Raw genomic sequence first — 24,572 nt, 5'->3', positions numbered from 1 at the left:
TTTACTTTCTAAAGTCTAAAGCGGTTTGGTTCTCTACTCTTAAGAAATGGATATATAGTTTTGTAATGAAATAGTAATAACCTAGCTGAGTTAAGGAGGCTATTTTATTTATTTTTCCTTCTCTTATTCTTTCTTCTATTAAAGTTTTCGAGAAGCTGGATACTTTTGTGAAGTCAGCGACTAAGGATTTTGAATCGTCCGAGCTATTGGCGAAAGTAAAGAATTTATAATATAAATTATCAAATAAATCTTTCTCACTTTTTACATGATTTTTTACTTCAGAAAATGGATAACAACCTGCGAAAATAATTAAGCTATCATTTTCGCAATCGCATGAAGCAGAAATTATCACAGAAGGAGTCCTTAACTCAGAAAGATTGCCATTGTTATCTAAAATTAAAATTGGTATTCCATCTATAATATCACCTTGCATTAATACAGGGTGCGGATCTTTGGTGATTTGAATATTTATGCGCTCTTCGAATTTAGCGGAAAATCCTTTAATGGTGAGTTCTCTCTTTCGGAATTGTTTGAGCATTTCGTCGAGAGTTAGAACTTGTCCGGGTTCTGTATTAGGGAATGCTTTTTTGAATAGATTAATAAATTCTAAATTTATACTTGGCTGTGAAGTAAAATTCCAAAACGTCATAATTATAATACAGATTTTTTAATGATCGTTTTTTTCGATTCTATATAATTATCGTATAAGTTCTGTTCATCCTTATCAAGATCCCTCATTGGTCGTGGTTCAATGTCAATAAAGGGAATTAATTGGTTTCCTTTTGAAAATGAGTAATTTTCATCAGGCATTGTTTGACAAAGATTGTTAATGAAATATTTCGGATCATTTCTATGGACGGGGATTGCAAATATTTGAGTCTTCGTATAATCGCTCCGCTTCCCTCTTCCTTGATTAGCTTCGATTGTGGTAGCAAGAATAAACGCGTTGACGAAGCTCATTTTACGCCTCCCCTTTATTAAACAATGAATCAAGCTTATTAGAAATTACATTATCCATATATTCTAACAATTTAATGCTAGTCTCAATATTTGAACGGTAGCCTCTAATGAAATTTGAACCGAATCTATCATTAATATCAATATTAATTGTAAGTCCATATTCAATTGGTGTTAAATATGCAGGAATTGGATTCATTACGCTGGAATCTAAAAGATACTTTATGGTTGAAGAATATGCGTAATTTATAAAGAATTCATTGTTTAGCTTATGAACAAATCTAAAATTAAATTCGTGTAGATTGTCAAATTTTTTTTCTGGGAAAAGAACTTTGTTAATATGCTCCATTACACTTTTTTGATTTGGGAAAGGAAAAAATAGCGTAACGGTTAATCCGCAATATAAGAATGAATTTTGAGATAGATGATCGGCGATCTTAAACAAGAGGCTCTGATTACCATGGAGGTATTCAAAACACTTTTTCCAATCAGATTCCCACCCATTATCAAAATTTGTTATTAAGCTGATATTAGATTGAGCAACACTTAGGTGGGTATGATTGTTAATGGATGCCGCTTGAATTCTTGGAATTTCTTCTGGAGCTTCATCTGGTACTTGAATCATCGTAAAGGGTGTTACAAAACGGTTGTTAAGTAACTCCTCTAGATCAAATACCATTCTTCTTATATTCGGAATTTTTGGAAAAAAAACGGCTAATTGGCTATTTTCTATTCTGAAATTCATGATTCTTGACTATTATCGGCAAAATGGGTGTAAAGTCAATAAAGGTATTGAACCGATTTTGCTTCTTCTGCTCCATATATTTTTAAAAATTTTACTTTGACCTAATCAACATCCCACTCGGGTTCGAAAAAAACTTCGCCATATCCTTAAACATTCCAGTTATCGTTTGCAAATCGCTTACAATCATGGAAATCCCTGTTGAAACTACCGGAAGAACTGCCTTCTCAATTCCCCCTACTACTTGAGTCAGACCCCTCATTGCCTCCTTGTTTTCCTTGAAAAGATCGATCATTCCCTTGTTCAAATCATATCCGACCTGGGCCGCTTCCGCGCCGACGTCGGTCGCAAATGTCTCTTTTTTCAGGTTATCAAGTTCTAACCCCTTGTTGTAGCCCGCCTTAATGGGAGAGTTATCATTCCCAAAACCCTTGTACCCGAACTTCATATCCGACATTTCCGAGAAGCTTCCGCCGGACATTTTCTGAATGATCCCGCGTGTATTCCCGTCAAGACCAGAAAGAGCGGAGGTCATATACTTTCCGGGATTTTTTTCTGAATCGCGGATTGCTTTGAAGACGTCGCCTCCGTTTGCTTTCAAGGATTCCGCCATAGAGAGAGAACCGAAAATGCCTCCGCCAAACGCCCCACTTCTTCCCTGATCGGAAAGCTGTTCTGCAAGAACCATTTTTCGGGTAGGGTCCATTTTGGATCCGTCCCCGTGACCGAGTCCCGCTGAGAACTTCGCATAGTCTGAAATATCTCCGGAGTAGCCTTTCGAACGAAGCCCCTCAGAGATACTTGCAAGTTTTGAAATATACTCGGATTGGCGTAGCTCACCGAAACCAGTAGCATTCGCACCACCTCGCAAGTATCCAAGACTTGCGTTTTTCGATTCTTTTCTGATCGTTTCGAGCTCGCGAACAACCTCTGAAATCCCTTTTCCTTGGGAAGACGCAAACTGAATCGTATCGGAATCAATTTGGTTTCCTTTTCCGAAAACTGAATCGCCGGTGATGCGACCGCGCATAACGTTCGCTTGCGCGAGTTCGGCATTAGAAAAATAACCTCTGCCACCTCCGAGATAACCTCCAGTCGCTCCTATCGTCGCGGACTGCGATTGCATAGCGGCGTGATACTGCTCGCCAATTGCAGAAATTGTTTTTAGAATTCCACCTGCAACCGCGAATACTGCCCCTACAACGGGAAGCGCGCCCGCCGCCGAGGACATCGTCTGTCCTTTTACGGAACTGCCGTCAGTACTGCTTCCTCCCCCACTTCCAGGAAGGTTTCCAAGACCTCCTTTGTCGAGGTTTGCAGATTGAATTTTAAGTTCTGCTTTTTGAATCGAGAACTGTTTTGCGGAACTTGGGTTCGTAAGCCCTTGTGTGGGACTCTCACCTGTATCTTCTTCGCCATTTCCGTTTTTCTTTTTCTTCTTAGCGAAAAAGTCCTTAGCCGCAGAAATTTTTTTATCAAGAGTATTATAGTAGCCACCGTGCTGAGTCTCATCAAGGTCAGAGCCGTCTGCTCCGATCTTGTTTGCGGCCGCACTCCCGGAATGATATTTTGAAGCGGACTCTTTAAAACGTTTTTTAAAGTTCTTAGAATTCCAAGACTTATCCTTTCCGCCATTTCCGCCTCCACCGGAAGAGTCTGGAATCTTTACGTTCTTCTTGGCTTTTTTTGCAATTCGATCGAGTTCTTTGTCGACGCCTTTGAAATCAGGTTCCGCGTGAACTATTATCTCAATATGTTCACTAGACATTTTTTAACTCGGAATCAATTCGGTTGAGAATTTCTTTTTTCTTGAGTTCCGCCTCACGTTCCAGCATCTCTTTTGAATACCCGGCTTCTGTTTCCAGGATAGTTTTTAGAGTCGGGGATATATCCGTTAGGAATTTGTCGGGATGTGTTTTCTTCACCTGACTTCTTTGAGAAAGAAGATTGATTCTCCGAAGTAGCCTCTCTTGATCCACTCTCGCTATCGCTTCGACCAGGAATCGTTTCTGTTCTAGAAATAGGTTCCCGAGGTGTTTCACTCCTCTCGGCAGAATCTGATATTTCGTCATAAGAAGAAGATCGTAAAGGTTCTCCTCGTTTGAAAGCGCGTCGAGAGTCCCGATTTTTTTTTAACTCTGATCGAAAACAGTCTTCTTTCTTTTCATATTCTTTAAAGAGGTGAATCACAAACTCTTTGTCCCTGATTCGTTCGAAGTTCTCAAGATCAGGATAGGGAAAGTTCTCAGGGATTTCTTTGATAACGTGGTTAAGAGTTGTGGTTGCACGGATATAACCATAGGTGTAATTGCGGATGGATTCTAAATATGCACCGTTAAGACGTCTTGCGATCGCTATATCAATGTCGATTTCTACGGAAGGATCAGCGATATCTGCTTCGAACTTGTATGTCTCTCCTTCGTATTTTGCTATCAATGTAACTCGTGTATTCGGATCTAAAATTCTCATACAATAATACTAAACCGAATACACGAGAATCGGAAAACTTGATTGAGGTTAGTTAAACGCCTCCATAGGTTCCCAATCAACGAGTTCGAATTCAATCTCGCGCGCAGAAAGTTCGTTGTTAGAAATTCCGAATCCTTCCGTGTTCACTGCCCCCGTAAGAAGTCCAACGCGTTTCCCGGAAATCTTGTCGATAACGAGAATATCGTAGAGGTCGTCTGCGTGTTCGTCGTGATAGGTATCGATCACGACAACACCTTCAAGAGCGGTTTTAAGAATATGAAACTCACCCGACGCGGTTCCCTGCCAATCGAGGGATTTTAGTCCTTTCGGTTTTCTTGTACCGATAGCTTGAATTCTCTCCTGGTGGTTATTGATATTCACACGAAGAGATTTCATAAAACCTACGGCTTGCCCGTTAATTTTTACGATCGCGTCATTTCCTGTTAGTACCTCGGGGTTTGGTCTTGCGGATTTTGCCACGCTTAACCCCCGTTACTCGCGCCGCGCACGACATCGAGGTTTATCAGGAAAAACATGTAGTTGATCGGGGTTACGATCTTACCGTCCGGGAAGACAAAGTAGATTACGTCTCCGTCGCGGCGTATATCGAAGTCCTCGCGGAACGCTGGTTCTCCCGTGTAGATGTTGCGCGTAAGCCAACCGAACTGCGCGACATACACATTACGAAAACGTTGTATGACTGCGGTTCGAATGTCCGCGTCCGTTAAGTTGGAACCTAACGCGGAAGGGTCTGTCGGAACCTCACCGATGAAAGTAGAATCAAGCCACTCTCTAAAATCTTTTACAAGAGCAAGAGCCGTGCAGATAGTCGAGGCTTGGTTTTTGATAAGGTTCTGGTTTTGGAAACTAGTAACGGCAAACTCAAGCTTAAAGGGTCCGCCGTTAGGCTTTCTTGTAATGACAAGGCCGCCTGCGCGAAGAACTTTCTTGATTTGGGTTTTAGTAAGCTTCTCGGGTGCATCGACAATATTCAGGTCTTTGTAGGTGACAGTTTCACGAACGTTAGCACCGGCTTTAATCGCGTTGTGAAGAACGGACAACATCCAACCCGGATACGTTTTCAAAGTGATCCGATCGGATGCGTAACGAGTTAAGGGGGAGAAACCGAGTACTAAAAACTCGGAGTTTGTCGCCTTAATGTCGTCGATTCTTTGATCGACTGATCTCGTAAGATCAAGACCAGCACCACCGAATCTTTCGTCCGCGCCCTCGGGTGAGTTTGCGTGTGCGAGTTTATCAGCGAGGTAAAGAACTACACTTGGAAGTGAAGTACAAACGTTTACATAAAAACCTTTGCAAATCTCCGTATCAAAAACGGTATCGATCGCATCAAGATACGCTTGAGGCGTTGCGACTCCTGTGCTTCCACCGGAAAGATAAGCAAACGAAGCCATATCCGCAAGCGGCTTACGAACGGGACCCGACTTAATCTCAGCAAGACTGTTTCCGAGAAAGAATAATTCTTGTTGAAAGAGAAGACTCTTTAAAACTATTGCGGAAGTTTTGACGTCTACGTTTTCGCTGATGTTTATGTGATCGAGTGTGGAAGTCTTTTTGTCCGGCGAGGAAAGAAGAGTGATTTCGTATCCGTTTCTACTCGAAACAAAGCCGACAACCTCTTGTAAGGTTTGGTAGTCTTTAACAGGAACTGCAAGGTCCGCCGAACCATCCGTCGGCGCGGAACCTGAAAGTGTAACCCTTATGTCTGTCCCATCAAAAGAGAGAGATGCGTTTCCAGCGTCACCGACGTAACGTATTCGAAGCTCACTTGCTTCGAGTGGAGTCGAGGTTTGGATACCATCGGCGTCCCCAACCTGGAGAATGGTTCCCCCACTCGTTACGCGAAAACGTATCTGATTTCCGCGCGGTCCGGGAATGACCCCCCTTACGATCGCAGTCGTTCCCGCAAGGACTGTGTTTGCGGTAAAGCTAGCTCTCACGTTAGGCGCAACGTTTAGGGCTTTAATCGTCTGCGGACCCGAGGAAAACCTTGAGTCCTTCGAAGGAGAAAAAGCGTTAACTACCGCATCCGCTAAATCTCCGGAGTAAAGAACAGATCTGGCTTCGTCGGCTCCGCTAAACTCAAGGATTCGTTTAGAAGTTTCTTGAGTTAAATCGTTCGCATCGAATCCGTTGTCAGCCGGACCGATTAGAACGAGTGTATTAAGATCGGGTGATATACCCGCACTTTGTGATTTAGTACGAAACGCGCCTCGCGCGCCCGGCTGAATGTACCCTCTTCCGAGAAATTCAACGTCCCTTGTCCCCAAACAACCCCCTCCAAACCTCTTCAATAGGTCTGTTAGCGATTGCTTTTAGCTCCGTTTTGAATCTCTCCCGGAAGCGGGGAGAAATGGCAGTACCCTGTTCTTTTTCTTTTTTTAAAAGAAACTCGTCTGGGCTTGGAATTGCGTTTGGTTTAGAAAGATTTTTTGGATCCGCTTTTAATTTCTGAAACTGAAGTTCATCTTCTTTCAAGTCTTCTATCACCTAAATCAAAGCCTTGAAACTCTGTTCGGCTTTTATTTAGGAATACATCGAAAGACTTCATATCGGGAAATAACCAGGAAGGTTTTGTTCGAAAAATCGATTTGGTTTGAACAAGTCTTACCTTGATTTCAAAGCCCCAAAAAGGTTCCGAAAAGTCAGTCGTTGAAAGATTAGGTTCCGTGTCCTCGGGTAAGAAAACCGTAAGTCCCGGATAAAGGATCGGAAGATCATTTGCAAGAAGGAGAGTCACCGCGAGGGAGGCGTCATACAAAAACTTATTCGTGTTTCTACCTGCGTTCCCGGTTGCAAATCCAGTGACAATCACATCGGATTCAACGTTAAATTGAAGCTGTTGGAAGAATTTATTCCGCGAGAATTTATCAAGGAATGCTTTACTTGCAAGTCTTTGACTTTCAGGTAACTGCGAAATCTTTTCCAGATACTTCAAAAACTCATCCGAGTTTTGAAAATGCAGATCATTCAGTCCCAAAAACTGAGTGTGTCTTTCCGAAGAACATTCAATCCCGATCTTTGGAAATTTTGTATTCGTACCCTTTGTCGAGATTCCTTCCTGGAATAGCGGGTGTCCGTGTTCTACCGGAACATCCAAATTTCGTTTCGAAATTCCTGTGAGCGGAAGACAATCCCGAAAAAAGCTTACTACGCTGTCCTCGGGAGGAGCGGGATACGTGAAAAGGATCGCTCCTTTGTCCCGTCCGTCATCTCGCCGGACGCTTTCTTCTCTAAGGCTCATGTCCATAGAAAGTAAGAATAATCCAAAGATTCCAAAATCGGATTTTGATAATTCTTTAAACCAGATATTTTAGTTTATCCTAGGTTCTCTTTCTTTTCTTTAAAAGATCCAGTATCAAAGCCTTAGAATCGGAGGCAACAGCACTTCTTAGAATCTTAGATTTTAAGGCTTTGTTTACGTCTTCTTTTACACTAGCAAAAATCTTTTGAGCGGGGATTGCGGGTTGAAAGAAGTTTTTACTGAATTGATTTACTACGACGAACTTCAAGTAAGAGCGTTTCACATTTCCATTTTTGTATTTTTGTTCCGCGACAAATGCGTTACCGCGTCCGGTCATTCCCGGATCAATTCTATACTTGTATTTGTTTCTGGTTACCATTTGACCGTGGGCGTTTTCTTCTTTAAACGTCCCGATCTTTATAATCGCTGAATTGATTAAATTGTTTTTAGGGCTAACAGGCGTACCATTTTCATTTTTTCGAATCGGAACAATGACGTAGGGTCCATTCTCACCCGTACGTGCGCGACTTCCTCCGAGAAGTGAAGGACGCATGTCGTAACGCCCTCTCCCTCGTTCTAAAGTGGCAAGGTAATTGTATTTTCCTTTATTCGGATGATAAACCTTGTAGCCACCCGGAATTCTTCCGAGTAGTATCCCACCTCCCCCACCGGCCTTGTTCGACATCGCCATCCGGCCCCACCATGCAGGTTTCGCGGCGAGTGTTTTTTGGATGAGCGATTCTTTAGCCGAAGTCGCAATTTGGTGAAGTACCCTTTTTGTATCGGGAAACTTCCCTTTTTCAAAGAGCTGTTCGAAACTGCTCATCTAAAAAGAGGGGGACGAAAACTCATCCCCGAAATGTAGATTCATGAGTGAAAGAATTTATGATTAGATTCTCACAGGAACGTTAGTGAAAACCCTAAATTTCTCTTCCGCTAAAATCTGAAGAACGCTGTAATTCTCAACGACTCCAAGACGGGAACGTACCACTCCCCCTGCACCGTAAGGAAAAAGAGTTTTTGTAAATCCAAGAAGTTCGGAAAGAATCAAAGTTCTCGTATCATCTGAGGAGGACTTTGAGTTAAAGTCTCCCATGACCATAATCGTTGTTCCGGGAAGATCTTCGTTAAGATCCTGAACGATCGTCGTCGGACCCGAAGTATTTTTCTTCACCTCTCTCATGTAACGGATAAGCCCGGAGTTTGGTCCTGTTTCTCTAAAGATCGCGTAACGCGTCTCAGGAACCCCACCCACGCCCGGAGTTATGGTGAGTTCGGATGCTCCGTTTAAAGGAATCGAAATACTTTGTGCTGAACTTGCGCCCGACCAGTTCTTTAGATCCCCCGCACAAACTCTGTATTTGTAATCACCGACATAGGAACCTGTGAACAAAGAACCAGGAACTGAATTCAGTACAGAAATGTTAAACGAAGGCATCGCCGGTGATTGTGTATCGGAGGTCGGACCTTCTACCCAATGACCGTATTGATCTCTTCTTAGAGGCACTCCCCATTCGTGACGATCCATCCAAATGTCATCGTCAAAAAAGATAACCCCGTCTTTTGCGTTGGAATCAGCGACCCCACTCACGACGTTCGACATCGTTGTAGAACCCGGAGTCTGGTTGTTATTCTGAATTACAATTCCGTTGCCTGAACGATCATAGGTTTGGTCGTAAAGAGCTTTGGTAGCCGGGTGCATTTTAGCATAATTGGTAAGACCGAAGTGACGCGTACGAATTTGAGAGGAATAGTATTTCATCTGATCGACCGCAGGCAGTGATCCGCGACAATCCGTAAAATAATCTTTCCCTAACGCTTTAATCTGAGTTTCAAAACCGTCCTGTTCGAGTTTGTTTAGATCTTTTTTCCCAAACCAAATCCGGCGCATCTGAGACTCCATACCTCTTTTAAGCGCGGCGTTTGACTGTGCTAGTTCTGGATCTTGAGAATTATTTACCGTATCTACGACTTTGTTGTATGAGAAGCCTTCCGCGATATAGTTGACTTCGTTGTAAAGTCTTTCGAATACCGCGTCTCTGTATGTCGGTTCGTCGGACTGACCAATATACGAAGAGTTGTACCAACCGCCACCGTGTGACTTGTTTCGATTGTATTCCGCAATGACCTGATTGATGTTTCTTCTTGGAGTTTCTTTTAGAAACTTGAAGTCCTTGTCAGTCGAAACCGTTGCGACAAAAACTTTGTCAAGTGATTGCATCGAGAGAACAGCACCCGAAGAATTGAAGTCGATAAAGGGTGAGGCTCCGTTTTGTGCGGTGTTTGCCTCAAATGCTTTTTTAATTTCTACTAGTTGTTCAAAGCTGTGTGGACCCACTTTTTAACACTTCCTTATATTCGTTAAGGAATGCTTGGGCGCGGTCAGACAGTTTCCAAGTAGACTCGAAGTACGCCACGTCTTCGAGTTGGCATTTTCCTAACTCAATGCCTTTGATTATTTGATTACTTACCTTTTCTCGGTCAGCACCGGAGACGATTCCAGATATTACACCTGAACTACCATTCGGAGATGATTTCGTAACTGGATTTTTCTCAGTCTTCGGGTTTACAGCTAAGGTTCCGATTTCTGATTTAAGTTTTTGAACGGAGTTTGAAAGTTCCTCTGTTTCCTCAGCTCGATCGAGAAGATGTTCGATTGCGGCGGCAAGAGTCTCTTGACCGGATTTAAGAATCTCTAATGTGTTTTTAAACTCTTTGAAGAATTCAAGTTTTGCTTTTTCAATTTCTTTCTCTTTTTCCTCTTCTTCTTTCTTCTTTTTTTCCTTCTCTTTTTTCTTTTTCTCCTTACTCTCTTTGTCCTCGCCCTCCTCTTCTTCCTCGTCGTTGTCTTTTTCCGAACCGAGTTCTGATTTGTTTACCTCTTCGTCTTCATCGTCCGAATCATCGAAGTACGCGTTTATCACATCTTCCGCAAATGATCCGGCCTCTGAATCAGAAACCCCTTGTGAAACCGCCCACTCTTTTACCTTATCTGTCTCCGGCAAAACGCTTCCTGAATCCAGTAACGTCGTAACCTTCGATGCTAAAGACTGAAGATCTGGTGATCCTGGCTCTCCAGACTTCTTTAAAGGCTTTGACGCAATCCGCGACCTTAGCCTTTCTATCGCTTCCGAAATCATAATCTTTCCCCGCTCAATTTTAAAAAGAGTGCGTCGGTTAGATTTTCTAGGTCTTCTCCTTCGATACTATATTCCGAAGAAAGAATAGAACGAATCAGAGATGAACGACACTCCATGCCCTGATTTACTATGCGATCTTCAATATCGGTAAAAATTAAATCGACAAAACGGTCTTGTGCAATTGGATCTGATTGAAAGAGCCTTGTAAGGAACGCAAGTTTTCTTTCAATACGAGAAAGACGATCGAGTTCTATATTTTCTTGATTGGTAGACTCAGTTGGTGAAACCGTGACTCCGATGAGTTCAGACTTTTCAATGTCTCTTAGAAACACGGCTCCTTTAATCAGTTGAACAGAGGTATCTGGATTGATTACTTCTTGGAGAGGAGCGATCGCACATTTTTTTAGTTCAATCTTTCGAATTGTCTTCCCTTGATAGTCTTGTGGACTTGCAAAACCTGAAACCGAAGCTCCCCAGCCGTTAAAACCTGCCTGTAATCCTTTTTTTATCTCTTCCGCGAAACTGTTACCTGGAATGAGTCTTCCTTGGATATAGAGTCCGTCTTCTTTGATTCCAAGTGATGTTGGAAAATCGTCTTTGAGTCCAATTTGTTCCGGGCCGCCGATAATTGCTTTTGTTTTAGCGTCTTGCAAAGCAACGAGCACGGTTCCGGTAAGCGTTCCCTCTTTTTTTAGATCGCGGATCTCCTTGTCGATTAGGTCGGTGAGGTGGTTGTAGTCGAAGTATCCTTGCGAAGTGAACTGACTTCGCATGTTCATATCCGCATACGCAGATTTAAGGATGACCTCACCTTGTTTGTCTCTTCTTTCGGAAGAAGCCTTAACTAAAATCTTTATTGCACCTGTCCTGTCTTCGGGACTTGCTTTTAGGATTTGAAATGGATGTAAAAAGGTAGTCTCTTGCATGGAGACTACGCATAGTCGCTTTAACGCGATCGGAGAATTAAAATGATAAAATGATTAGTTTAGAAGTGTGTGAAGTAAGAAAATAATACTGATAAAGGCAGTTTGGAATTGATAATCGAGATTTAATTTTAATACAAACTTGAATTTAGGCTGAGGAATTTCTCTGACGTCCTCTTTTACTGCGAAGTCGCCTCTAAGAAATTTGAAAAGGACTCGGATATAACTACATTCATAAATGATAATCATCCAACCTTGTTCTGAAACTTTCAGATATTTTACGAAATGTGCAAAACAACCCTGGAGAACCCACTTCCCGTCCTTACCGATCCATCCTCGCATCGGTAGACCCATGTAGAATATTTTATAAATTCTTTTTTCTTCCATTTGAAATGTAGGACTCTTATCTAAAACAAATGAAATAGGCTAATTTTCAATTAGAATTACAGATTTTGAACGTTAAACAGAACTTGAGAACAAAAATATTTTAGCCTTTCCTTTTGAACTAAATTTTGGATTCCAATAGATTTTTGCCTGTGTCGTGGATTCGATTCTGTCCAAAACAACCCCAAAAAATACTCCAATCTCTGACAAATCCACTCCTCCCTCGTCAAACCACTTATCCACACTCGTCGTATCTCCTATCGTTAATACCGGATTTCCGTCAAAAGGAAGTATGACCTTTACAACGATATGAGATACCAATGAATTGATCCCTAAAACTTCCCCAAGGTTATAACTGCCGAGCGGGTTTGAAAAATCGATCTCCGTTTCTGAGACAAAAAGATTCTTCAAGATAGCATTCTCAAGAAATTCATCGAAGGAAAACGGCCCGAGAAAGGTCGGCACTTAGATTTTCGAAACTTGATTCGGATTCTCGTCGTGTCCTGATTCAAAAAACATCGATCGAACAAAACAAAAAGTGTCATACAACACACGCGAAATAAATCCGAGTGAGAACCAGAAAAGAAGACTGGAACAAAGTGTATACAGAAAGATCCCTTTAAAGATTTCATAATTTTTCATATTCTCAAGATTCTTCAATTAAAAGCGGAATCGGAGATTTCTTTTTCTTCTCTTTTACAATATCGCTAATCGTATCCAAGTTTTCTTGAATCGAAGATATTCTAGGCGCATTTACGTCAAAAGGCTTTGCGAATTGAAACTCACTTTTAAACACACTTATGAAATCATCGAATGCCTCGAAAATTCGGGTTCGCTCCTCTCCTTGTGGGTATTTCATATTGTATTCGTGAGCTAAAATAGGGTGTACATCATCTGTGACTTTGTTCGGTGCGACTAAGTAGGTATTTATCATATTTCTTTTTTCAAGCTTATCTTGAACATACGCTTCAAAGGCGCGAGCAAAGTATTCATTCGGTTTTTTGAAATCTTTTTTCCCAAGCGTGTGACCGTTTTTGTAAAAGTCAGAGAATTCCCCATTCGGATTTCTTTTAATTACGTTATTGATTTTTCTAACGGTTTTCTCAAACGCTCCAGATGGATTGATTGAAATATAATGAGTATCGGATCGATTCCTATCGATACCAGTACAGATATGATCGAAAAAGTGACAGAATTCGTGAGCGACCGACCCGTCCCCTTTCGTTTTCGTAATATTTATAATTTTATAACCAGATTCGTAGCTCGCGGCTTGTCCTGGTTTACCTCGCGCCCCGAAAGCAAGACTGAGATGTCCTTTTTCAATAGCCTTTTTTAGATCAATTTCTAAACAGTCTTCAAGATCCTTGAGAGAGGATACAAATCGAGTGATATGGTCTTTTGACGCTATATCATTCATATAGTGTCCAAATTGTACGGAACCAAATCCCCAATTTTCAGTCAGTGCTTTGCTGGATATTTCATCGGATTTAACGGATCTTCCGTTTTGTCGTATGATAACTCCGAGAGGGGATCGTTTTAAAATATTCTTATTTGGATTTTCTTTTCTACTACTTGAATTCTTCTTCTCCGCCCAAGACCAATCAGACTCCCTTACTTTATAAAGAGGATTATTGGACCATTCTTCTCGAGTAGGTAAATTCTTTAGAGTCGTACTTTCTTCGTATATTTTTTTAGCTTTTTCTTCGCTATAAAATCCCATTTCAGATTTAAAATCTTCAAATGTTGGATAGGCTTTTTTGAAACTTTCTATTCTTACAATTTTTTCTATTTTCAATTTCTCAAGATTATCGTTAAATAACTTAGAAGCCGTCTGTTCATCGAGCGGGTTATAAAGAACGGCTTTGTTCCAAACTTCGGAACCCGCTGAAGTGCTTCGATGCAAAATATTAAATAGCCTATCTCCAAAAACGCTTGGTAAAACTCTTAAATTCTCATCATAAATGCTAGTATAATAGTATTTGTTTAATAGAGGATATATCTCTCTTTTGATTTGATATAATTCTTTAACTTCACCGCGCTGAATCTTATCAAAAATAGTTTCAATTCCAGGAACAATTTTTCCGACACTATCCTTGTAATTCTTGGTGATTTCATTTAAAGATTCAGTGGATAAATTAGGTTTAGAAATCTCTTCTTTATACGTTTCAATTTGTGAAAAGATAATTGTTCCATATTTATTGTGAAGCGTATTCCGTGAAAATGAGTTTGCGTAGTCTAAGATTTCTTGAGTCGATTTAGATTTTAGAATTGGACTGAGAACTTTATTCAATAATTCCACATATTCTTTTCTCGCGGCTTCGGAATCGGCGGGCTTTGACGCAATGGATTCGTATATTTTTGATTTTAGAAAAACGAGTCCGCCGTCCTCGCCTTTATTTTTGTATTCCGTATATTCAAATGGAGGTAGAACTCTTTCTTTTTTAACAACACGTTCTGCCGTGACTGGATCGAGTTTTTCAAGGTCTGATATTTTTATGAGTTTTGAAATTGCGGCTAATTCTTTACGAGAACCTGGAACTCTTTTATTTACGTCTTTATATTCTTTATTTTTTTCCTTAGAATCAAGAAACGATTGAACGTTATTATGCTCACTTAACTTTTTTGATTCTTTGACGATCGTTTGAATTCTTTGCGAATCTTGCGTTTTAGTTCTTTCAAGATTTGGTAGGACATCGGTTACTTCAGACCGAATTGTATCATGCTCTCCTTTTGCGTTGTCATTTCCACGCATTGCTTCCGATCTTGCGTTTGGATTTTCTTGAGTAAAACCTTCTGTATGAGAGTTTGAAGATTCGGTAGATGTTCTTTCTTTCGGTTTATCAAGTATTACTATTCGAGTATTGACTCCCGTTTGGCGAAACGCTTCACTTCCTAAAAATGAGCCTTCAGGGAGGGGTTCCGATTCTCCTCCCATCTTATCCAGCCAATCTCTAAATTGTTTTGATTTTGAATCTCCCCGGAAAAACGGCCCCTCGGACATGATACTTACGAGACGGCCACCGGGTTTCAATAGAGCATACGCATGTTGAACATGAATTGCATCCTGCCCCTTTTCGAAGGGAGGATTCATAATGATTCGGTCATATTGTTTATCTTTGAATTCGAGAAAATCCTGACCGACAAGATTGAATTCTTTCTTTTGTAAAATCTCACGTAAAGGACCGTAATATTCGATTGTGTCGGGTTTTATACCACTTGAATCCAAGATGGTTTCTGATAAATCACCCTTTCCGGCGGAAGGCTCTAAGACTTCCATTCCTGGAGAGATTTCAGCTTCTTGAACTAGTCTTTGAGCTAATGGTTTCGGTGTTGGAAAAAATCCTGGGATCTTACTTCCGATAAGCTCATTTTCAAGTTTTTTGATTTCTCTTAATTTCGGATCTGGGCCGCGCCCTGTATTTTTATCAATGAGTCCTTGTAAATGTTTTCCTGCTGATTGGATTTTCTCGTAGGTGTCCAATCCAAGACGAAGCATACTAAGAGAACTATTGCTATAGTTATTTGAAGAGCTTTTTCCTTTAATGAATAGTTCGTATTTTTCACCTTTAATAGTGACCGATTTTTTAGATTTCTTATCAGCTCGCTTTGCATATAGACAATTTTCTATATTGTCTTTTAGATTATAAATTCGTTTAAGCTCTTCGGCCTTACTAAGATCTTCAATGTAAATCGTTTCATTTTCAGATCTTCTGTCTTTTAAAGTATAATTCAGAATAGTTTCGTAATCTTTTTTTGAAATTAAACCTTTCTTCAAAATCCATTCTAAATTATGCCAATAAATCTGGCCATCTGATCGAATTGAAGTTTCGTAATTTTGCTTTTCAAAAAAGGAATGCCTAAAAAATTTATGAAACCCAACAGAGACTTTAGAATCTAATGGTTTCAAATCATTTGAATATGGTATTCTTCGATAACTGTCTAGATATTTTGAAACCGACAAAATCACTTCTATATCTTTTTTACTTTTAATCCGTTTTAGATATTCTGGTAAAGTCCCCTCCTCTACCTCACCTGCAAGACCATAGAGCGCAGCTTGTATTCTACGCATTCGTTCAGCATCATCGTTCATAGAAGCCGCGATCCCTGCTCGTCTTCGTGTTGGATTCTGTCTTGAGATCGGAGGGCTTTCTTTGTACTGGATCGACTCTTCCATATTATCAGCAAGGAGTCTAAACTTTGAAGAAATTACCGACCTTTTGACCGGAGAGTCGTCATCAATCGGCTGGGGATTGTTTTTTTCGTTATATGTAAGAAGAGAATCGCTTATATAGGTTCGAAGAATTTTAAGAACAATCGAGGATTCTTTATTTTCGAGTTTTGTTATCTCTTCATTAACCTTTGTTTTTATAGTAAGAGGTATTTGTTTTCGTTCTAGGGAGGTTTTTACTCTCTCAATAAAGTTTTTGTCTGAAAGAGAAATACTTTCATTTTGTAGTTCTGATACGACGCCGGAAAGATAGTTTGAATTTAAAAAACTTGGTGCATTTGATTGAACATGATGTTCGCCTTTTGCGTTGTCGTTTCCAAGCATTGCCTCGGATAGAGTCTTTTTTGTTTCTTTTACTTTTTCAGAAACAAGGGATCGTATGATCTTATTTGCATTCTCTGAGTTTAGTTTTACAAAACGGTAGGAAAGATTTAGGATTTTATTCAGGTCGTTTTCACCCTTGTAAGCAAGATCCAAAAATTCTTTTGCCCTTGTCTCAAGACCGGAGGCGATGAGTGTATTTTTGATCTCGGTTATAAGCTCCCCAAGATTGCGTAATTTCCCCGGAGTAAAAACCGGCTTCAGATTTGGATTAACCTTTGGTTGTGAAAGATTAGTAAAAAGTTGGAGTTGGTCTTTTTCAGGTTCTTTTGAAGTTTTTACCGAATCCGTAACAAGATGAAATTCATCCTTACTTTCTGGATGATTTTCATTTTTAGGTGCGCTATGCGAAGAATGATCCTCTTTTTTTTCTGCGTGTATTCTATGAAAAGGAGTCTTTGGAGCGGCTTTGATTTGCCTCCAAGGATGATCGTGTCTTGCAAACTTCTTCCAAACAGATAAATCCTTGTGTATCGATTGCGCGCCATCAGGGAGTTTTTTTCCCTTGAGGATTAGCAAGGTTTCCCTAACGACTTCTTTTACTTCGGTCATTTCGGAAGAAGCTTAGAACGAGTTTAATAATCGGAGGAGTAAGACTTGTTTATGCGGTTTCTTGATATACGCTTTTCGAAGGACTCCATTTAAAGTTTAAAGTGGTTGAAGCTTTCGCTTGACCCGGAATGAAATCATCGATTACGTCTGTGATATAACCGAATTCTGAAACATCCTCAATCGGGATCGGATACGATTTATATGGATCGTTCAGGATTTGGAAAGGCATTCCGGGCCTTAGAGGAACAAAGCCGGTTTCAAAACTTCCAGACGAAACTTTTAGCTCTTCGCGGTTACAAAAGATTTTGAAAAGCAAATCTCGGATTTTAGAAAGTTCACCTTTGTAATTTTCTTTTTTTGAGGTGGTAGGGCTTTCCTCTTTAAATACGAGTCCCGCAACCTTAACGTGTAAAAGTTTCGGACCATATATCGCGCGTAGTTTGTCATCGTATTTTGGTTCTGATAGAATAGTTCCAAAGCTCTGAAACGTGTTTTGAATCACATGAACACCGACTATTACCGATTCTTCGGAATCTTCGATTCGATAATTTTTTAAATCATCTAAGACAAATTTGTAGTAAGCATCGATTCCAAAGTTTTCTAAATCCCGGAACTTTCCATCGTCTCCGAACATATAAAATGGAGTGGGTCTAAAAACTACTTTTGCTTCGGAGTTTCTTACCTCGTATTCTTCAACACTCGACGATCCAACCTCACCAAAGGCAACGCCTTTACCATATACTCCGTCAAGATCAAATGTTTCTAAAGGATCTACAAAAAGTTCGTAAAGCGGTTCTGAGACATACGATCGCAAAATTTCCCAAAAATTTATATACGATCCGATAGAAAAGGAAGACAAGACTTGCGATTCATAAGCGAAGAATTCAGTGTATGCTTTTTTTGGAAGAAGGATGGAAAGAATTGCATCCGGGTCCGGTGACGTGGTTGGCGCGAGAATATTTTTATCCGCGTACCGGGAGACATTCATCAGCTTACAAAAAAACTCATCCCAAAAGTTCCGTATAAGGTCTGAAAGCTGACCTTGTAAGAAGACTTTTGCGGCTTTCGTTATTACGCCCGCGTATGAATCCTCAGACCTTGACGCGGGTTCACCTTCTTGTCTTTGATATTCGATAAAGAATTCGGTTTCAGTAAGTAGGGTCTCAATAGGAGTTATGGTTACGTTTACAAAACTTTTTCCATCAGCGGAATACTCGCGCGTTGCGTTTTTCACCTTTCCGACGTTGAGTTTACGAAAGACTGGATTTTTTTCTTTAGTCTCACCTACATCGATATACAAGTAAACGATACTTCGAATCGGAAAGACTTCGCGGAATGGAATTTGCTCCCCCTCTTCGATTTCGGAAAGTGGAAGCGAGGATTCACCGCTTGTTTGAACAAAGTAGTTCTCTTGATACGGAATGGTTAAATAGATCCCGCCTTTTCCGGCGGATATGGATCTGTGAGACTTTATACTCGTAACGTATTCGGTTGGAAAAAACTTCTTCGAATCTTTTCCGGGGAGCCTGATTTCTAATGAAAAAGACTTCGGTGGAAGAAAGAATGAATTCCTGACTGTCTTAAATTCTTTTTCAACGGAAGATCCAAAAGTCGGCATGACAAAAAAGGATCTCTTGAATTTTTAAATCGGTGGGCCTGTTTTTGTCTGTGGTGATGGACCAGGGGAATAGGTATGTCCGTGATTTTTAGCAGAGACACCGGCTATTTCAACGTCTTCACTAACCGTTATCTTTCCGCTTTGTTCCGTATCTCCTTGAATAGTTAAATCCCCTTGGAAATTCGTATTCCCTTTGAATGTTGTTTCACCTTCAATTTCTAAATTCTCAATTTTTAACTTTGCTTTTTTGTTTTGAAAGTCGAGTGAGAACACTAGTTCTTGATTCTCGTTATAGATTTCGATTTTGTGGGTGGTTTTTCGTATGCAGTAACCGGATTCGTGAAAGTCGATAATGTCCTTTTCCGTATCAAGAAATGTGAACTTACTCCAAAACGTTTGCAGATTAGAAAGGTCGGAATCCTTTGTAGCGAATGGAAAAACTTGAGTAATGACGGGCGCGCGATAGGAGCCGGAAATAAACTCTAAAAGAACGAGTTGGTCTTTTTTGAGTCCGAACGCGCGTCCATGTGCGTTTCCGTTTTGGTTTATAAAAGGTCCAAAGTAGCGAACCTTTTTAAATGGCTCTCCAAAGGTTGTTATGACGTTTGCTCGAAAGCGGGGTAGAACTTCGGTTACGGTTGCAAGTAACGCGGGTGTTAGAAAAGAATCCGGCGACTGTGGACGCTCTTGAAAATCAAATGCGTCATTTGAGAATCCTTTTCTCATACCGCGATGATCGCACTCCCGCCGCTCACCGATTCTATTAAAAACATGGGAACAAAAGAATCGCCGTCTTGAAAGGTTCCGAAAAGTTTCGCATTTCTAACGCGAGGGTCCGACTTAATATTTCTAAGAAACTCTGGGATAAATTTTTTTCTCTCAATCTCATCGGGAAGTTCTCCCGGAGGAATCGGATTTCCAATCCAAGGAGAACCCGGAATTGAACCTTGAACAATATCGATGTGATCGAGCTTTTCATTAAGAAGAGCGTCGTCTCCTTCCACAAGAGCGAGATCCCCGGTAGGGGAAACCTCTATCCCTCTGTTCGGTGTGAGCTTTATATCACAGCCGATACGAGCAATTTCTAAGTCCTTCGGTGAAGGATTCTCAGGAAGGCTTGTAAAAATATTCGTTCTTGTCCCGTAGGGAATCTTAATCGCGCGGCGATCGAGGGTGGTATCTCTTTTCCCGTTGTAGGATGCTAACGCTTGTCCGAGACTTGCATCCCCTAATTCTTTTTCAGCGATTCTCTCCCAGGTGTCACCTGCGGATACGTGAAGGATCGAAAACTCGTTGTCAATACTTGCCTCATTGAGTGAGGCAAGAGTTTCGTTTAAAATTTCATCCGCTGAGAGTGCATACCTGTAAACGTCGTTATCTATCCACGCTGTAAAGTCTGCTCTCGGTTTCAGGCTCATCGCTTCATACGATCCTGAGTTATCCACAGGAATTACGAACTGACCAATGAGAGCAAAGAGCGCGGAACAGTCATTTCTTGACGTATCTATGTTTTGTCTGAATTCAGCCTCGATCGCGCGAGACTTACTGTATGCGTTATCGATCTTTTCTGAAATATCCTCTGCGTGAAACCCTCTTCGTTTTTTCTTAATTCCAAGATCGGATTTCGCGGATTCAAAGGTAACGCGCGCAAGTTTTCCTTGGGCGTTAAATTGATCTTTCATCCGGTCCCAAGAAGAGATTAGTCTTTTTGTTGAACTTGCAAAAACCTGTACACCTCTCGCTACTCCAAGCAATGCACCCGAAAGCTGTAAGGGAAGATTCACAAGATTTTCAAGTTCGTTCATAAGACCTGATATTGTTCTAAACGCGTTGAAATTACTCCGGACTAGCTGGCTTGTGATTTTTGTGTTTAGCTCTTTGACTACACATAGGTTTAAGGAATACTTGTAGGTGTTTGTGTCACCGACAGATCTTGTGATTGTAAATCCGTTTTGCGGAATCACAACCTCGACTGTGCGGTTACGGTCATAATCCCTGAAAACAAAGGCGTGTGTTTTCCAGGTGAGTCTTTTTTCAGAAAATATTTTTGTGATCTTTTGCGCTTGAGTGTCGTTTGAAGAATACTCAATCGCGTCAAGGCTCCTTGAATAATGAAGAAAATACATAAAGTCTTGAAACTCCCCAAGACCTGATCGAAACTCCCCTCCCCCAAGGCTCAAATAACTACTTCGAATCTTGTCGTAATAACTTCCGACTTTGTTTTTTACGATCGCCTTCCCGGCGGAAAATGCGGACTGAACAAATCCACTCCCTGAGTCTCCTGGTATGGAAATTTTTGGTTTCGCCGGAAGACCCAGATGATAGATGTGAAACTCCCCTTCGAGTTTTATATCGCTGTTGTCTTGTCCGTAATCGACAACGATACAACTACCAAAGGTTTTCTCTACCTGAGTTCTGTTTTTAAAATTTTCAGTATATGAAAGAGGGCCGTTTACAAAGAAGTATTCGTTATCATTTTGAAAAATCGAATACGTTCCGTTGGATTTTTTTTCATAGAAAGCAAAAGAGAATACATTTTGAGGTTCATACGTGGGTGCGAGGGAACCACTAAACGCTCCGCTCGTCACCGAATTAAAACCGGAAGTTACCCCGCCGACAACACTTGAAAGCATGTAAGAGAGAGTAGGGGAGAGATTCTAATCGGAGTTCTCCGATTATGATTTTTCGAGTACGGCTTTCTTTGTGGCTTCTCCGTATGTTCCTAAAATTTTCCTAGAATACGTTACCGCGATTCAGAATTCACTCCTTGCAAGTGGTTCTCGTCTTTCAAACTTCAACCCAGGATCTAGAATCTCAACGTGGATCGCAGCGATCGCTGGCGTTCTCGCGGAAGGGGATCTAAGAACCCTAAACGGTTTTTATTACGCGATTAAAGAAGGCGTCTATAACGCATTTGGATTTAAAAGACTCCCCGGTTTAACTTCCGTCGGAATCGTTCGAATAGAACACACAGGTCATACCGATCCAATTTCGATTCCCGTTTTTAAACTCGACCTCTTCGGTCTTGAGTATGAATCGATTTCGTCTGTAACGATTCCTGTAGGTCTCACCTTTGCAGAAATTGAAATCCGAGCAAGAAAACCCGGAACCGATTATAATATCCGAAGACTTTCAATCAATACACTTGAAGGTCTTGGAACAGTTAATATTGAACTTCCTCCAAACATACGGATCTGGAATCCGTCTGACTTCGCAGGAGGAACAAATCTTGAAACCGAAGAAAGCAGACTCAAACGTTTTCGAAACTTTATCGTTTCACTCGGTCGTTCTACAAAACTCGGAATCTATACAGCCGCGACCTCAATACCAGGAATCGCCGGTGTTCAACTAACCACCAATTGCAATCCGTATTCGGGAGCGTTCGAAATCGGGTGGATCAATTTGTATGTAAGCGACGGAACCTCAAACCCTCCACAAAGTCTTTTGGATTTGGTTCAAAGGACAATCGAGGGAGACCTAAAAGATCCTGAAAATTATCCGGGATACGCGGCGGCTGGAACACAAGTCGTTGTATTTCGAATTCCTGTTTTCGGAATCACGGTCAAGTTTCGTCTCGAACTTCAAAAAGAATCCCAACTTAAAGACGAAGACGCGTTAAGCATCGCTTTAAACCAGATCACAGTTTATCTAAACACACTTCCCGTTGGATTCGACGTACTTCTAAAACAAGTCGAGGGAACCATTCTAAAAGCACATCCAGACTTTTACCGAGTAACGATCGATGAGTTCTATGGAAAACTCAGTTTAAGTCCCGTTCCGAATCCACTTCCTGCACTTACTGACATTTCAGTTCCTTCCACGTATCTTCCGCGAACAGGTGGAACCTCGGGAGGGGTTATCTCAGGAACTATTGAACGCGTGGAGCCGACCTAAATGTCTCACGAAAATAAACTTCTAGTATCCATTCCTCAGATAAACACAACCGATCCGGTGTTTCGCGAGCTCTTCGGTAATCCCGATAAACCGGAGCTGAGTCCAGTTACAAACATAAACGATATAAACAAGGGTGCGCTTTTTAATTCGATTGAGTGGCATTTAAGATACCAAGACTTAGCGAGTCAATGCGCGGAGCTTTCGAAAGCGGAAGGATACTTTTTAAAACTCTGGGCTGAGTTTTTAGGAATCGAAAGACCCGTAGGTATGACCGACGAGGAGTTTGTCGGATACCTCATCGGATACGTTCTCTCCAATGAACCTACAATTCCAAAACTCGGAGAGGTGTTTCCTGCACCCGATTTTGTAGTTCTTCGGTGCGACGAGCTCGGATTTGCAACCGATCACTCAGCGAGTGATCTAGGACTAAACATTCCAGGTCCGGGAACAAAAGCAGTTTCAGGAATTATAACCCCCGATCGAGGCGCGAGTTATATCGTCGTAGATGATATGAGTCGTTTAACAAATCTTCAACTTACAGAAGCGACAAGGATTCTCGCCGCCGGAACTGCGGTGTTCGCGGGAGAAACCAATGGCTGAGGTTCAAATTCCTTTAACAAACAACGAAGTTAAAATCTATTATCACAATCAATTTCAAAAACTTTCTTCCTCAGATCTTAACCGTCTCTCAGGCGCGGAACCGCTAAACTCTAATTTCCCTGCAATTCTTACCTCAATACTTGCAACGATAGGAAGAACAACGGATACCGCGATCGGCTTTCAGGTAGCCTCTTCCGACAACCATACAATCCAGGTAGGACCGGGAATTATTATTCGTCCTGACTCAGTATATCTTTTTCCTTCGGTTTCGCTTACCCCTTCACCGGGTTCAGTATGTGGGATCTTTGAAATCTCACTTGAGTCTTTACTAACAGATAATTCCGCGGTACAGGTTTGGAATATCGAATCCGAAAGATTTCAACCCCAGGTAAGACCGACAAGAAAAACGTTTCAAACAATTCTCTTTGAGCAGTGGAACGCAATAGCTCCCCTCCCCTCGTCCACTCCGGGAAGACTCTCCCTTCTATCGTATGTGAAATCATCTCCAGCAGGTCCGATTACAAGTCTTTTGAGGACTCTTCCTGTTTACGATCCGGCACTAATCGGAATCGACGTGGAACTAAACCCAGGGATAGAAGATAACGACTCTCTTGCGTCCGCTATCAATTGGCTTTATGAATACATTCAAGATAAAGAATACATTAGGACTACTCCTTCGCCCGGATATGATAACGCGAATTTTCGGGTGAGGACACAAGGCAATCTTGCCTTTTGGAGCAAAAACGAAGGAGTGAGCTGGCTCCCTTTCGCATAACCCCACCTAACGGTCCTATCTCTCCGGTTCCCGGAGCGGGGGGGCATTGGGTGGGGAACTACGGATCAAACAGATATGATGTTTATCCACAAGGATCGTATTCGGTCGGAGATCTTTGGCATGTTGTGGATGCTCATCTTGATTTAGGAACTTCCGTTACCGATTGCGGACAGTGCGGCGGTCAAAACGAATGTTTTCAACTTGGACCCTGGTTTGATTGTCCTAAGTGTCCAGCCGGATATTCTAAAACGATTTCAGTCGGCTTGTGTTGGACGGGAGGAAGCGTTTTTGTTCCGTGTTGCACCTCGACATGTTGTATTAACAATTGCAATTCCTGTCACGTAGCGAATTGGTTTACGCGCTACCGCGTTTACAAATACGAATTTCTTCAATGGACTCTCGTTACTACCTACACGGTTCCCGGAAGGATTTGGAATTAGGATATGGAAGTTGAGTCCTTAGTTTTTTCCGAGAAGCGACTTTCCGTATGTCTTTCTTGCCCTCTTCTAATGAAGAGATTCTTATCCGAACAGTGCAGTGTTTGTTATTGTTTCGTGCGCCTCAAAACAAAACTGAAATCCGAGTCTTGCCCGATAGGGAAATGGAAAAGAGAATCCTGATATATGAGTTGTTGTAGTGGAGGA

At 41.4% G+C, this 24,572-nt stretch carries 21 protein-coding genes; 4 read left to right on the top strand and 17 right to left on the bottom strand.

The features are described 5' to 3' along the window. Position 1: 1 nt before the first annotated feature. The 17 genes from LFX25_RS20705 to LFX25_RS20625 all read right to left on the bottom strand — a co-directional run bounded on the left by LFX25_RS20705 (position 2) and on the right by LFX25_RS20625 (position 21,292). Entirely contained in the window at positions 2-649 is a 648-nt protein-coding gene (locus LFX25_RS20705) for a hypothetical protein (RefSeq protein ID WP_238732147.1), read from the bottom strand. A 312-nt stretch (positions 650-961) separates the two neighbouring features. Further along, positions 962-1,702, bottom strand: a complete 741-nt coding sequence (locus tag LFX25_RS20700; protein ID WP_238732146.1) for a hypothetical protein — start codon at positions 1,700-1,702, stop codon at positions 962-964. Between the two features lie 91 nt (positions 1,703-1,793). Further along, complete coding sequence (locus tag LFX25_RS20695; RefSeq protein ID WP_238732145.1) at positions 1,794-3,467, bottom strand: hypothetical protein; 1,674 nt, start codon at positions 3,465-3,467, stop codon at positions 1,794-1,796. A 53-nt stretch (positions 3,468-3,520) separates the two neighbouring features. Further along, the gene (locus LFX25_RS20690) at positions 3,521-4,168 is read right to left on the bottom strand and encodes a hypothetical protein (protein ID WP_238732144.1); all 648 of its coding nucleotides are present in this window, start codon (positions 4,166-4,168) and stop codon (positions 3,521-3,523) included. Between the two features lie 48 nt (positions 4,169-4,216). Continuing rightward, positions 4,217-4,648 (bottom strand): hypothetical protein, encoded by a 432-nt coding sequence (locus LFX25_RS20685; protein WP_135779663.1) that lies wholly within the window; start codon positions 4,646-4,648, stop codon positions 4,217-4,219. Positions 4,649-4,650: 2 nt separating this feature from the next. Continuing rightward, positions 4,651-6,459: a hypothetical protein gene (locus LFX25_RS20680; RefSeq protein ID WP_238732143.1), complete on the bottom strand. Its 1,809-nt coding sequence runs from the start codon at positions 6,457-6,459 to the stop codon at positions 4,651-4,653. Beyond that, positions 6,440-6,667 (bottom strand): hypothetical protein, encoded by a 228-nt coding sequence (locus LFX25_RS20675; RefSeq protein WP_238732142.1) that lies wholly within the window; start codon positions 6,665-6,667, stop codon positions 6,440-6,442. The genes LFX25_RS20680 and LFX25_RS20675 overlap by 20 nt, the downstream gene beginning before the upstream one ends. Then, positions 6,654-7,439 (bottom strand): hypothetical protein, encoded by a 786-nt coding sequence (locus LFX25_RS20670; RefSeq protein ID WP_238732141.1) that lies wholly within the window; start codon positions 7,437-7,439, stop codon positions 6,654-6,656. Before LFX25_RS20670 ends, LFX25_RS20675 begins: the two co-directional genes overlap by 14 nt. 73 nt (positions 7,440-7,512) lie before the next feature. Next, on the bottom strand, positions 7,513-8,259 hold the full coding sequence (locus LFX25_RS20665; RefSeq protein WP_238732140.1) for a hypothetical protein: 747 nt from the start codon (positions 8,257-8,259) through the stop codon (positions 7,513-7,515). A gap of 63 nt (positions 8,260-8,322) precedes the next feature. Then, positions 8,323-9,771 carry a capsid protein gene (locus LFX25_RS20660; RefSeq protein WP_238732139.1) on the bottom strand — a complete coding sequence of 483 codons (1,449 nt, stop codon included), beginning with the start codon at positions 9,769-9,771 and terminating at the stop codon, positions 8,323-8,325. After that, entirely contained in the window at positions 9,752-10,573 is an 822-nt protein-coding gene (locus LFX25_RS20655) for a hypothetical protein (RefSeq protein ID WP_238732138.1), read from the bottom strand. Before LFX25_RS20655 ends, LFX25_RS20660 begins: the two co-directional genes overlap by 20 nt. Next, entirely contained in the window at positions 10,570-11,499 is a 930-nt protein-coding gene (locus LFX25_RS20650) for a hypothetical protein (RefSeq protein ID WP_135779655.1), read from the bottom strand. Before LFX25_RS20650 ends, LFX25_RS20655 begins: the two co-directional genes overlap by 4 nt. A gap of 456 nt (positions 11,500-11,955) precedes the next feature. Next, positions 11,956-12,345: a hypothetical protein gene (locus tag LFX25_RS20645; RefSeq protein ID WP_238732137.1), complete on the bottom strand. Its 390-nt coding sequence runs from the start codon at positions 12,343-12,345 to the stop codon at positions 11,956-11,958. 181 nt (positions 12,346-12,526) lie between these two features. Beyond that, positions 12,527-17,041 carry an LPD1 domain-containing protein gene (locus tag LFX25_RS20640; RefSeq protein WP_238732136.1) on the bottom strand — a complete coding sequence of 1,505 codons (4,515 nt, stop codon included), beginning with the start codon at positions 17,039-17,041 and terminating at the stop codon, positions 12,527-12,529. 49 nt (positions 17,042-17,090) lie between these two features. Beyond that, positions 17,091-18,659, bottom strand: a complete 1,569-nt coding sequence (locus LFX25_RS20635) for a hypothetical protein (RefSeq protein ID WP_238732135.1) — start codon at positions 18,657-18,659, stop codon at positions 17,091-17,093. A gap of 24 nt (positions 18,660-18,683) precedes the next feature. Continuing rightward, entirely contained in the window at positions 18,684-19,385 is a 702-nt protein-coding gene (locus LFX25_RS20630; protein ID WP_238732134.1) for a FapA family protein, read from the bottom strand. Then, positions 19,382-21,292: a hypothetical protein gene (locus LFX25_RS20625; RefSeq protein WP_238732133.1), complete on the bottom strand. Its 1,911-nt coding sequence runs from the start codon at positions 21,290-21,292 to the stop codon at positions 19,382-19,384. The genes LFX25_RS20630 and LFX25_RS20625 overlap by 4 nt, the downstream gene beginning before the upstream one ends. Before the next feature lie 70 nt (positions 21,293-21,362). Between LFX25_RS20625 and LFX25_RS20620 the strand changes: the two genes are divergently transcribed. The 4 genes from LFX25_RS20620 (at position 21,363) to LFX25_RS20830 (ending at position 24,548) form a co-directional block, all read left to right on the top strand. After that, positions 21,363-22,553 (top strand): baseplate J/gp47 family protein, encoded by a 1,191-nt coding sequence (locus LFX25_RS20620; RefSeq protein ID WP_238732132.1) that lies wholly within the window; start codon positions 21,363-21,365, stop codon positions 22,551-22,553. Beyond that, positions 22,554-23,153, top strand: coding sequence for a hypothetical protein (locus LFX25_RS20615; protein WP_238732131.1), 600 nt, complete (start codon positions 22,554-22,556; stop codon positions 23,151-23,153). Further along, complete coding sequence (locus LFX25_RS20610; RefSeq protein WP_238732130.1) at positions 23,146-23,928, top strand: hypothetical protein; 783 nt, start codon at positions 23,146-23,148, stop codon at positions 23,926-23,928. The genes LFX25_RS20615 and LFX25_RS20610 overlap by 8 nt, the downstream gene beginning before the upstream one ends. 443 nt (positions 23,929-24,371) lie before the next feature. Beyond that, a complete protein-coding gene (locus LFX25_RS20830) occupies positions 24,372-24,548 on the top strand; it encodes a DUF6171 family protein (RefSeq protein WP_255717879.1) in 177 nt (58 codons plus the stop codon). Positions 24,549-24,572 lie beyond the last annotated feature (24 nt).

The organism is Leptospira sanjuanensis (assembly GCF_022267325.1).
GTDB classification, from domain to species: Bacteria; Spirochaetota; Leptospiria; order Leptospirales; family Leptospiraceae; genus Leptospira; species Leptospira sanjuanensis.
Note: the sequence above shows the minus strand (reverse complement) of the source record. Positions and strands in the feature narration are given on the sequence as shown.